General features: G+C 56.0%; 7 protein-coding genes and 1 pseudogene. 1 reads left to right on the top strand and 7 read right to left on the bottom strand.

What is annotated here, in order from left to right; genetic code table 11:
- Positions 1–148 precede the first annotated feature (148 nt).
- Complete coding sequence (locus tag ACFFK0_RS19585) at positions 149–2,752, bottom strand: winged helix-turn-helix domain-containing protein (protein ID WP_377471999.1); 2,604 nt, start codon at positions 2,750–2,752, stop codon at positions 149–151.
- A gap of 36 nt (positions 2,753–2,788) precedes the next feature.
- On the bottom strand, positions 2,789–3,844 hold the full coding sequence (locus ACFFK0_RS19590) for an FUSC family protein (RefSeq protein ID WP_377472000.1): 1,056 nt from the start codon (positions 3,842–3,844) through the stop codon (positions 2,789–2,791).
- 182 nt (positions 3,845–4,026) lie between these two features.
- On the opposite strand from ACFFK0_RS19590, the gene ACFFK0_RS19595 reads away from it, so the two are divergent.
- Positions 4,027–5,271, top strand: coding sequence for a helix-turn-helix domain-containing protein (locus ACFFK0_RS19595; RefSeq protein ID WP_377472001.1), 1,245 nt, complete (start codon positions 4,027–4,029; stop codon positions 5,269–5,271).
- A gap of 40 nt (positions 5,272–5,311) precedes the next feature.
- Here the strand turns inward: ACFFK0_RS19595 and ACFFK0_RS19600 are convergent, their stop codons facing one another.
- The 5 genes and pseudogenes from ACFFK0_RS19600 to ACFFK0_RS19620 form a co-directional block, all read right to left on the bottom strand.
- Entirely contained in the window at positions 5,312–7,597 is a 2,286-nt protein-coding gene (locus tag ACFFK0_RS19600) for a beta-glucosidase (RefSeq protein WP_377472003.1), read from the bottom strand.
- 187 nt (positions 7,598–7,784) lie between these two features.
- A pseudogene (locus ACFFK0_RS19605) lies at positions 7,785–8,312 on the bottom strand (enolase C-terminal domain-like protein); the annotation flags it as partial.
- 137 nt (positions 8,313–8,449) lie between these two features.
- The gene (locus tag ACFFK0_RS19610; protein WP_377472004.1) at positions 8,450–9,253 is read right to left on the bottom strand and encodes a carbohydrate ABC transporter permease; all 804 of its coding nucleotides are present in this window, start codon (positions 9,251–9,253) and stop codon (positions 8,450–8,452) included.
- On the bottom strand, positions 9,250–10,206 hold the full coding sequence (locus ACFFK0_RS19615) for a carbohydrate ABC transporter permease (protein WP_377472005.1): 957 nt from the start codon (positions 10,204–10,206) through the stop codon (positions 9,250–9,252). The genes ACFFK0_RS19610 and ACFFK0_RS19615 overlap by 4 nt, the downstream gene beginning before the upstream one ends.
- Positions 10,207–10,245: 39 nt before the next feature.
- Complete coding sequence (locus ACFFK0_RS19620) at positions 10,246–11,616, bottom strand: ABC transporter substrate-binding protein (RefSeq protein ID WP_377472006.1); 1,371 nt, start codon at positions 11,614–11,616, stop codon at positions 10,246–10,248.
- Positions 11,617–11,699: the final 83 nt, after the last annotated feature.

Here is an 11,699-nt window from a genome sequence, read left to right on the forward strand (position 1 = left end):
ATATTTCGACATACACCCGAAATTATAAAGGAAACCCCGTCTTCCCGAATCTAACCCCGGTTATAGGTCTGGTTATAGGCGAGCGCCCATGTTTCGGAAACGAAAACGCGAGACCCGCCTTCCGGCGGGTCCTGTATGTTTTTCCAAACTAGCCTTGCAGCTCTTTGCCTCGCCGGATTGCCTCCACGCGGCTTGTCGCCTGCAGCTTGCTGTAAATATGATTGATATGCGCCTTCAACGTGCCCATCCCGATTCCGAGCGCCACGGCAATCTCCGCGTTGCCCCTGCCCTCTTCCATGTACCCGAAAATCGCCAGTTCCCGCGGCGTAAGCACCGACGCCAGTGCGGACTCGGCAGGCTCCGCCGTACCGGGCGGCGCTCCGGCTCCGAAGCACGAGAGGACCTTGCGGACGAATGCGAGGGACGGAGTGCTTCGGTCCCGGAAGTTCCCCCGCAGGCGCTGTCTCACATATTCCGTGAACAGCTCCGCAAGCGCCGGTCCCTTATCGACGAAGACGCGAACGTAATCGTCGGACTCGGCGAACCGGAGCGCTTCCTCTAACGTCAGCAGCGCCTGTTCCCGGCGATCCAGACGCTGGAGAAGCGTCGCCTGCAGCGCCTCCAGCTCTATTGCATCCATCGGGCGGTGGTTTTTCACCGCGATCATGTGCAGCTTCTCCGCGAGCCCCAGCGCCTCGGAAGCCCGGCCGGTTTCCATCAGTACCCGAACAAGGAACGTATACACAAACAGCTGATAGACCGACACCGGGTCGTCCGCCGACAGTTTATACCGTTCCACCCAATCCAGAGCGTCCGCCGGATCGCCCCGATCCAATCTAAAAGCAGCCAGCTCGGCGTCGAGAAGGATCGGTGCCTCCGCCGCGCCATCCGCCCGCGCCCGTCGGACGGCATCCTCCAGCCAGGCTTCGGCCGATGCGAAATCCCGCCTAGCGTTGGCGATGCGCGAGAGGAACAGACTCGCGGGGACGTATACTTTCTCCGGCTGAAAATTCGCTTGGCTCCGTCCCTGCAAACCCAGCTTCAAATACCGCTCCGCCTCGTCCAGCTCGTTGCGCTCGTACAACAGCTCGCCGTAGCATACCTGCGTTGAACCCTGCAGTCCCATCTGCGACATAAACTCGATCATGCTGCTGAAGAACGTATCCGACATCCCCCTTGGCAGATGCTCGCCGCGCTTGCCGTTGTACGATCGGAAGATGGACGGCGCAAGCGGGGTATGGGGCGACGCAAAGATCAAATCCGTCCCCTTCGGACTGTGCCGCAGCGAGAGGCGGATATACTCGAGACCTTTCATCACATCCATGTCGTATGAGGTCGCTTTGAAATTCCTTACATAGAAGAGGTAACCCAGGAAGCGGTTTTGCTTCTCCTCGTCCCAGCCGGAACGAGCCGCCTCGTAATGGCGCTCGGCCTGCTGCAAATACCGTTCTGCCGTCTCGGGCTCATTTGCCCATAATAAAGAAAAAATATACGAGAAATACAAGTACTGATGCTCAACCAGAAGCGGTTCGGGGATCGCCGACAGCCACGTTCGCAAGGTCGTAAACTCCCGCCGAATGACGATGCTCCTCATCTGCTCCAGCAGACGGATCGCTTCCGGATACGCTCGTCCGGCCAAATAATAGTCCACCGCTTCTTCGGTCAGCTGCCGGGACTCGCACCAAGCGCCGGCCGTCCGGTACAGCGCGTCGGCTTCGGCGGTATTCTGCGTCTTCAGCTGCTTCAATAGAAACTCCCCGAACAGATGGTGAAAACGAAACCACTCCCCCTCCTCATCCAGTGGGATGAGAAACAGATTGCTGGCCGCGAGTTCGGCGAGCTTCGTGGCGCCATGCGTGCCGGCCAGTGCTTCGCAGAGCGGGCCGTTCATCCGCTGCAGCACCGAAATGCTCGTCAAAAACCGTCTGGTTGTCTCGTCCATCGCGTGGAACACTTCCTCGAGCAAAAACTGCTCAAGCCGCCCGCCGACTCCTCCTTGCAGCGACTGCGTCGTACTTTCGCTGACATATGAGGCGAACGTGAGCAGCTTCAACCCCGTCACCCACCCTTCGGTTCGATGCAACAGCCGCTCGAGTTCCTCCCGCCGCAGCTCTCGATGTGCTGTGTTAGCACGGAACAGCTCCACCGTCTCCCGAAGGTCGAATCGCAGCCGTTCCATCGGAATGTCATGGATCCACTCGCGGCTCACCCATCGGGTTTTTGAGAAAGTCGGCTGAATGCGGCTCGCGAAAACCAGATGAACCTGGGGCGGCAAGTACTCTAGCAGGAAAGAAACGGAGGCGGTAATGTCCCCGTCGTCGATAACATGCCAATCGTCGAACACGATCGCCAGAGGCTCCCGCAGACCGTTCCATACGTTGAGCAGCGACACTAGGAACGACTCGTATTGGCCGGGAGCGAGCGTTGCTGCCGCCGCACTGACGGCGGAATCAGACTCCCCGCCTTGCGCCTTCTCGACAGCCTTCGCAACGTAGCGCCAAAAGCGGACCAGGTCGTTGTCTTTGCCGTCTAAGGATAGCCAAGCGACCGGCCGGTCCAGCTTACTGGCCCAATCGGCGACCAGCGTCGTCTTGCCATAGCCGGCGGGCGCGACGACGAACGCTGCCTTGCGGTGCAGCCCGTCGTTCAGCCGCGCTATCAGCTGGGGACGGTGTACTCCATGCCTGGGGGGCGACGGAATCCGCAGCTTCGAATAAATCAAAGCATCGGCTTCGTTCGGTGCGTGAATCATCAGCGATCAGTCCTTTGTCACAATCTCGTCCCAGGTTCAATTCTCCTTTGGATGCGTATTTCCTGCCTCCGGCTCTTGATCCTCTTTATCCAGGTGCTCGACCAGGCGGTCCAGCCTGACGGTCTGATAGCCGTAATCGTAAATCGCAGCGGCAACGATAAAGAGTCGGAACGAGCCGTCCCGGTCTGCGTTACAGCCATTGGTCGCGTGCTTCATGAACGTATCGTTCGCTTCTTCAACCGATGCGGAATTCCAGCTTTCCGGCTTGACCTTGTCCTCCAATTTGAGCAGCACATGTTCATTGAACTTGATCAGCTTCTCCAAATGACGGTCAAAGCTGGCATTGATGTCAGGAGTCCGTTCCGATTGAAAATAGTGCTGCTGCACCGCTTCCAGCACCTCGAAGCCTTTATGCAGGCTGTGCAGCAGCTGCTTGTACACGACGATTTGACGCGTCCTCCGGTACTTCGCTTGCTTGAGCTTGTTCAGCTCCTCCTCCAGAAGCTTGTATTTGTCCGACAGCGAGTGCAGACCGTCCTCCAGCTCCTGCTTTTGCTCCCGAAACACCTTTTCCTTCATTTCGTCGGATATCGCGGTGCGGAGCAGCAAGGAGAGCTGGTTGAATACCGCATGAATCTGCGCGTTGAATTGCTTTCTCGGATCCGGAGGTATGAATGCAATGTTAACGACGAATGCGGATAAAATACCGATCATACTAAGCAGGAAGCGGTTCAGCGCAAACTCCCATTGGCCGGACGCCTCCATCACAGCCACGACGGTAACGAGCGTCAAGCCGATCGAATCGCCCATCTTGATTTTTAAACAAATCATGATGACCAAAATACAGACAACGCCGATGGCGATCGGCTCCTTCGACAAATACGTTCCAGCCAGCAGCGCAATGACGGCGCCGAGCGTGTTGGCCTGCACCTGCTCGAGGAAGTGCTTCCAAGACCGGTATATCGAAGGCTGCAGCGCGAAGATGGCCGCCACCGCGGCAATCATCGGCGGGGTAAAATGAAGCCATGCGCTGACATACAGCGACAGCGTGACGGCGATTCCTGTCTTGAGCATACGGGCTCCGAATGTCATGGTGTGGCCTTCTCTCCTTGGACTTGTTCGTACTCGTCATATTGTACCAGAGGAATATATCCAATCCAATCGATGGCCGGCATGATCCATTCGGCTTCCCGCCGCTTGCGGTCGAGCCGTTTTCCGATTACATTAAGGCTGATATATGTAGATTCAAGCGCTGCTTGCACGAGGTGCTCACCATGCAAACCTGCACGGATTTGGCTTATTGTTGCAAAATCATTCAAGAGAGCGTAGGCCTTCCGGTTACTTGGCGGCAGCTCGAGCCGCCAGGGTCAACGGGGCCGCTGGAGCCGCCAATACCGGCTGGACATGTACCGGTGAACCCGCTCTTTACGACCTATGCCGAACAAATTCGCTCGGTAATCGGCGACTGGACCGGCACCGGCTATCCGGTTCTGCGGAGCTCACCGTTCATGGAACAATTTATCGCGCTGCCCTGCCTGTCCGACCAACGCTCCAAAACGCTCATCATCATTGGGCCGGCAATGCTGGAGCGTCCGAATGACGAGCTCATCGCAAGCCTGCTCAACGACCACGGCATTCCGGGCAAAGATCGCCCGAAGTGGACCGCCTATTTGCAAAGCTTGCCCGTCGTCAGCCGGATACGTCTGCTGCATATCGGCGCGCTGGCCCATTGGTTGATCAATAAGCAGCCGATCGATCCCATGGAGCTGCTTCAATACAATTTCGAATACGAGACACCCCATCCTCCGTCCTCTGACGTCGATATGGCTCTAGCCGATCGCCGAGAAACGCTTACCTTCCACATGAGAATAGAAAGCGAGAAACGGATGCTCAGCATGATTCAGAGCGGTAACCGGGCGGAATTGCTGCACATCCTTGCCGGAATTGAATATGAGGGCTTAGGCGTTCTTTCCAAAAGGAGCCAGCTGCGCAACATGAAAAACTTGTCCATCTGCTGTATAACTCTAGGAACAAGAGCGGCGATCGAAGGAGGATTGTATGAAGAACTGGCCTATACGCTCAGCGACCTGCACATTCAGCATATCGAGGAGTTAACCGATGTGAAATCGGTCGAAGCGGCGATGAATTATGCGCTATTGGATTTTGCCGGCCGCGTCGCTCAATTATCGAATACGAATGACATCACAGCGCCGGTTCGCATATGCCGGGAGTACATTTACGATCATCTGTATGAGGAGATGAGCGCCGGACAGCTTGCAGATCTGGCCGGTCTCAATGCCAATTACTTGTCGAAGCTATTCAAGCAGCAGACCGGTCTGTCGCTCATGAACTTTATCCAGAAAGAACGTATTGAGGAAGCTAAGAAACTGCTGGTCCAGACTAGGGACTCGGTGGCGGCGATCGGGTCCAGGCTTTGTTTTTACGATCAGACCTATTTCATCAAAGTGTTCAAGAAGTATACGGGGATCACGCCGAGGGAATACCGGAATCGCAAATGAAGCGAAAGAAGAGCAGCCCGCTCAGGCTGCCCTCTTCCTATTAGTTAGTCCGATTTAATTGCTCAATCAATTCATCGAGCATCTCTTCGGTTACGGCTCCTTGGCTGAAGCCGACGAGGTTGCGCAGCGGCAAAAACTTCATCAGCGCGGCGAACATATCCCCCATTCCTTCGGCATCTTCAAGCGCGTTCGTTGTAACGCCCATGCCTTCCTGAAACTTTTGAAGCAGTCCCTGAATGACCGCGGCCTTGCCCGGATCGTTCAACAGATCGCCCAGCAAGCTGTTCCGGTGAACGGTTAAAGGAATGCGGACCGTGGATTCGACGTGCAGGCTGCCGATCAACACGATCTCTTCGGACGAACGGCCGATCATAATTTCGAATTCGCCCGACTCCACATACCAATCCTTCAGCGTCACGTTATAGTAAGCGAAGGAGCGCTTGTCGAGCACGAACGATACGGTCGTCGCCTCCCCGGGCTGCAGATCGATTTTGGCAAAATGCTTCAGCTCTTTGCTCGGTCGGATCACCGTGCTGTCGACGTCGCGTACGTACAGCTGAACGACTTCTTTGCCCGCGCGGGGGCCCGTGTTGCGAACGGTCGCCTTGACTTCAACCGTATCCGTATCTCGAATCCGATTATGGCCGATTACGAGATCCGAATATTCGAAGGTGGTATAGCTAAGGCCGTGACCGAACGGGAACAACGGCTTTACTTGCTTGGTATCATAATAACGGTATCCGATGAAAATGCCTTCGCGGTACTCCACCCGGTCTCCTTCACCGGGGAAGAACAAATAAGAAGGATTGTCGCTCAGCTTGGCCGGGAACGTCTCGGCCAGCTTGCCGCTTGGATTCGCTTCTCCGAAGAGCAGATCCGCAATAGCGCCGCCGGCGGCTTGCCCGCCCAAATAGGCCTCGAGTACCGAGCCGACTTGACCGATCCACGGCATTTCAATCGGGGAGCCGTTCATCAGCACGACAACGACATTACGCTGGGCATTCGCCACGGCTTCAATGAGCTTCTCCTGATTGGCCGGCATCCGCAGATGCGTCCGGTCGTAGCCTTCGGATTCGTAGCGGTCCGGAAGCCCGGCAAACACAATAGCGATCTCCGCTTCGCCGGCCGCTTTCACTGCCGCTGCGGACAGCGCGTCGTCGGTTTCATCCTGATCAAGCGAATATCCTTGCTCATAGACGACGGACGCGGACTCCCCCGCCAGCTTCAAGATTTCCTCGAACGGCTCGTCGAGCTTCGTCGGGCGGATGTGCGAGCTTCCGCCGCCCTGATATCTAGGCTTCTTGGCGAATTCGCCGACAACGGCAATCCTCTTCCCTTTGGCGATTGGCAGCAGCGCTTCCTGATTTTTCAACAATACCATGCTTTCGCCGGCAACTTGGCGAGCAAGACGATGATGTTCTTCTTGATCGTAGGAGGCATTCGGCTTTTTCCGGTCCACACTCATGAAAATCACACGGAGCAGCCGCTCCACAGCCCGGTCAAGCGCTTCTTCGGCCAGCCGGCCGCTGCGGACGGCCTCGATAATTTTCCGGTCCCCGCTTCCCCCGCTGCCCGGCATTTCCAGCTCATTGCCCGCGGCAAGACCGGCGACGCGCTCGTTCGTCGCACCCCAATCCGTTACGACGATCCCCTCATGTCCCCACTCTTCTTTCAAAATACGAGTCAGCAGGTACTCGTTCTCCGATGCAAATTCGCCATTCACTTTATTGTAGGAGCTCATGACGGTCCATGGCTGCGCCTTCTTCACGGCGCCCTCGAAGCTGGCCAAATAAATCTCGCGCAGCGTCCGTTCATCGACGATCGCGTCGACCGACATCCGGCGGTGCTCTTGGTTATTGACAGCGAAGTGCTTTAAGGAAGTGCCTACACCTTGGCTTTGCACTCCGTTTATGTGGCTTGCGGCCATTTCCGACGACAAATACGGATCTTCCGAAAAATATTCGAAGTTACGGCCGCACAGCGGCGAGCGTTTCATATTCGCACCGGGTCCGAGCAGAACGGCAACGTCCTCCGCCTGGCACTCTTCGCCAAGCGCCTCACCGACACGGTTGATAAGCTCACGGTCCCACGAGCTGGCCATGCCTGCAGCCGAAGGGAAGCATGTCGCAGGAACGCTCGCGAACATGCCCAAGTGATCCGTATCGCCCTGCTGCTTGCGCAGCCCATGCGGACCGTCGGTCACCATGATGGACGGAATGCCCAGGCGTTCCACGCCTTTAAGCCGCCAAAAGTCGAGTCCGGAGCATAAACCGGCCTTTTCTTCCAAAGTCATTTGGGAAATCATAGCTTTTAGGTCTCTGCTCATCATAGAGCCTCCCGCGTATTCATGATTCTTTACAATATGATTATTGCACGGTTGATCGCCATAGGATGGTATAATTAAAAGAATAATGGTACTCATCCGATTAAATGAACAACTTCAGCACAATAATCTGATAACGTCAGCAGCACAAAAAAATCACCCTCCGTCTCCGGAAGGTGATTCGCCCGCATTACCATTCTGCGATGCTGCCGTCTTTGTGGCGCCATACGGGATTTCTCCAGTTGTGCCCGACGGCCGCCATTTTCCTCACATAGTCTTCGTTGATTTCGATGCCCAAGCCCGGTCCTTGCGGAATTGTCACATACCCGTCCTTATAGTCGAATACGGAAGCGTCTGTAATATAGTCGAGAAGATCGCCGGTTTGATTGTAATGAATGCCGAGGCTTTGCTCTTGGATGAATGCGTTATGGGCCGTCGCGTCAACCTGCAGACAAGCCGCCAGCGCGATCGGGCCGTGCGGGCAGTGGGGAGCCAGAGCGACATCGTAGGCTTCCGCCATCGATGCGATTTTCTTGCACTCGGTAATTCCGCCCGCATACGACAAGTCCGGTTTAATAATATCGACAGATCCTTCGGCTAGAAGCGTCTTGAAGCCCCAGCGCGAGAACATTCGCTCGCCGGTCGCAATCGGTATCGAAGTGTGCTTGGACAGCTCCTTGAGCGCCTCGTTGTTTTCGGAAAGCACCGGCTCTTCAATATCGCTTATTTAGCAAACGCTTACAGTCCTATCTCTACTGTATGACGTTCCCCATGTGCCGACAATAGATAAAAGCATCCTGATCATGGACAAAAGTGTGTTTGTCGTCAAACCTGGCTTGGCGGGGGCCGCCCCCTTCACCCTTTGACCGCGCCCGCCGTAATCCCCTTAATGAAGGTCCGGCTTCCGAGCAGGAACACGATCAGCACCGGCAGCGTTGCCATCGCGAGCGCGGCCATCCGGGCGCCGTAATCGGTCCGGTGTACGATGCCCAGCGTCGATATGAATACCGGCAGCGTAAACCATTTGGAGTTGTTGATCGTAACGAGCGGCAGCAAGTAGTTGTTCCACGACCACAGGAAAACGAGCGTCGACAGTGTGGAAATCCCTGGCTTAATGAGCGGCATGACGATGCCGAACAAGATTCTCGGCTCCGAGGCGCCGTCGATGCGCGCGCATTCGATCACCTCGCTCGGCACCGTATCCCGGATGAATTGAGCCATGAAGAATGCGCCGAACGACCATGCGCTCCACGTCAGGATGACCGGCATTAGCGTGTTGCCGAAGCCCATCGTCCGCATCTCGATAATGTACCCGATCAGACCGACCTGAGCCGGCACCATCATCGTGACAATGATGAAGTAATTCAGAAACTTCTTCAGCCGGAAGTCAAACTTCGCCACCGCATAGCCGATCAGCGTACTGGTCATGACGCCGAGCAGCACGGAGCAGACCGACACCGTCAAGCTGTTCGCATAGACACGGAGGAAGTTTGTTTTGAACACCGTTTGCAGATTTTCCAGCAAATAGTCGGAAGGAAGGAGCGGCAGCCCTTTGAAAATATTTTCCGAATAATAGGTGGACATCATGATCATGACATAGAACGGAAACAAAGACACGACCGTTACCAGCCCGATGAAGAGCCATTTCACGAGCTTCATGCCTTCTCCCCCTTCCCCGAGCTGATCCGGTAGCTGACAATCGAGAACAGCACGATGACGACGAACAGCGTGTAGGCGATGGCGGAGCCGTAGCCGAAGCGGGTTCCGGTAATGAACGAATCGTTCACGAATTTCCAGATGACGGTGAGCGCCGCATTGTCCGGACCGCCGGAGTTGCCGCCCGTCCACCCTCCGTACAGCAGCTTCGGCTCGTCAAACAGCTGCAGCCCGCCGATGATCGACGTTACGATCAGGAAGACGGTAATATTTTGCAGCAGGGGAAGCGTGATCCGGGTAAACGTATGGAGCCCCGTCGAGCCGTCCACCCGCGCCGCCTCGTAAATATCTTGCGGAATCGCGGTCATTCCCGCCAAATAAATCGTCATGAAGTAGCCGAGATTCCGCCACACAATCATCAAGGCAATAATGACTTTCGCCATCGTCGGGTCCTGCAGCCAGTGATAGCCTTCCGACATAAGGCCGAGCTTGAGCAGGATGTTATTGACGATACCCGTCTGGAAATCGAACATGAACGAGAATATGAATCCGATCGCGACCGGCGTCGTAATATAGGGCAGGAAATTGACCGTCTGGAAGAAGACCCGCCCTTTCACGAGCTGAAAAATCAGATAAGCCAGCGCCATGCCGAGCAGGAGCATCGCCGGAACGGACATGACCATGATGATCAGCGTGTTGTACAGCGATTTGTAGAACAGCGGATCCTTCGTCAGCAGCGTAACGTAGTTGCGCAGCCCGATGAACGTCTTGGCGCCGATCCCGTTCCAGTCGTGCAGACTGAGCCAGAACGAATAGATGACCGGGTAGAAATGAAACGTAAAATAGAACACAACGAACGGCAGGGCAAATAAGTAAGGCCAGACCTTGACCCCCGACCGTCCGGCCGGGGCCGTGCGGGCGAGCTTCGCCCGCTTCGCGGCCGCTTCCGCATGCATGGCTTCCCCTCCTCTCTGAGCCGAAGACGCACCTATTCGCTAATTGATCGTAGCTTCCGGTGCGAGATTTTTCACTTCGCTCTTCAGCTTCTCGAGCGCCGCGTTCACTTTGATGCTCGTATCCTTCATCCACAGCGGGTACAGCGAGCTATAAGCCGTCTGGACCATGGCATTATATTTCGTTTGCGGGTCCGCCTTGACGGAAGGTACGATTTTCTCCAGGAACGTCTTGTTCAAATTCTGGCCGGCAAAATACTTATCGTAGTCCGTACCCGCTTCGATCCAATCTTTATGCTTCTCGAAGAACTCCTTCGTGCCCGCCATATTGCCGAATTCTTTGTAGCTGACGGCCATCCCCTCGTCGGACATATAGGCGAAATTGATGTACGCCCAAGCGGCTTCCTTGTTCTTGCTGCCTTTGAACACCCCGATCGACGTACCGCCGTAAGTGTAGCTGCCGCCCGGCGCGGGAATGAGACCCCAGCGGCCGATGCCGTCCTTGTCGTTGGCGGCGATGTTCCACTTCGCGCTCCACGGCGCCATCGGGTAGAAGATGTTGTCTCCCTTCGCGAACGACGCGTTCCAGCCCGGCGTATAGGCTTCGTACTTGCCGAGCACGCCGGCGTCGCGCATGCTGAACACGGTCTCGAGCGGCAGCTTCAGCCGTTCCGTCAAATTGATCGTTGTGCCGTTCACATACGGCTTCGAGTTCTGCTCCCTAAGCACCCGGTACGCGTCGTCGAAGCTGGCGAACATCGTCACTTTACCGCCGCTGTCCTGCTGTACCTTTTTCCCTTTCTCAATAAATGTATGCCAATCGGGAATCGCCGCCGCAAGCGCGTCCGGATCGTCGGTGCCCAAGTACTGCTTCGCGAGGTCGCGCCGGTAAGCGAGTCCCGCAGGCGTAATGGACTGATCGACGCCGACCAGCTCGCCCTTCGAATTGGACAAAATCGACGGCAAGTAATCGAGCAGCTGCGTACGCTTAAAGTTATAAGGAGCTCCTTCGAGATTATCCAAAATATCAAGATCGAACAGCTGGCCGCGGTAGTTCATCTCGCCAAGGATGACATCCGGCACATCCGAGCCGGATGCGATGCCGCTCTGCAGCTTCTGCATGTAATCGGTGTTGTTGACGACGGTGTACTCCACTTTCACGTTCGGATACTTTTTGTTGAACTCCGGAACCATCCTCTTCAGGAACGCCTCATCCCAGTCCCACACCTTGATCGTTCCTTTAATACCGCCGCCAGCGGACGAAGCGCTGTCGCCCGCCGCCGTATTCGTGCCCGTTTCGCCGCTCCCGCCGCCCGCACTCTCGCTTCCGCCCGTGCAGCCGGATAACGCAACGGCCGAGGCCAGCAGGAGCGCTGCCGGCGTATACAGCCAGGATCTGTTCTTCCGTTTCATGGCCAAACCCTCCTCGTGTAAGCTTGTAACCGCTTCCTTTATTATGGTAACGCTTACTCCCCGCGCTTGAAATGAAACGAAGC

Origin of the sequence: Paenibacillus chartarius, assembly GCF_042432825.1 — a bacterium.
Taxonomy (GTDB): domain Bacteria; phylum Bacillota; class Bacilli; order Paenibacillales; family NBRC-103111; genus Gordoniibacillus; species Gordoniibacillus chartarius.

Excerpts from the sequence above, each read along its gene's own strand:
- ACFFK0_RS19610 (WP_377472004.1), bottom strand. The coding sequence starts at position 9,253 with ATGAAGCTCGTGAAATGGCTCTTCATCGGGCTGGTAACGGTCGTGTCT.
- ACFFK0_RS19585 (WP_377471999.1), bottom strand. The coding sequence starts at position 2,752 with ATGATTCACGCACCGAACGAAGCCGATGCTTTGATTTATTCGAAGCTG.
- ACFFK0_RS19615 (WP_377472005.1), bottom strand. The coding sequence starts at position 10,206 with ATGCATGCGGAAGCGGCCGCGAAGCGGGCGAAGCTCGCCCGCACGGCC.
- ACFFK0_RS19620 (WP_377472006.1), bottom strand. The coding sequence starts at position 11,616 with ATGAAACGGAAGAACAGATCCTGGCTGTATACGCCGGCAGCGCTCCTG.
- ACFFK0_RS19595 (WP_377472001.1), top strand. The coding sequence starts at position 4,027 with ATGCAAACCTGCACGGATTTGGCTTATTGTTGCAAAATCATTCAAGAG.
- ACFFK0_RS19590 (WP_377472000.1), bottom strand. The coding sequence starts at position 3,844 with ATGACATTCGGAGCCCGTATGCTCAAGACAGGAATCGCCGTCACGCTG.
- ACFFK0_RS19600 (WP_377472003.1), bottom strand. The coding sequence starts at position 7,597 with ATGAGCAGAGACCTAAAAGCTATGATTTCCCAAATGACTTTGGAAGAA.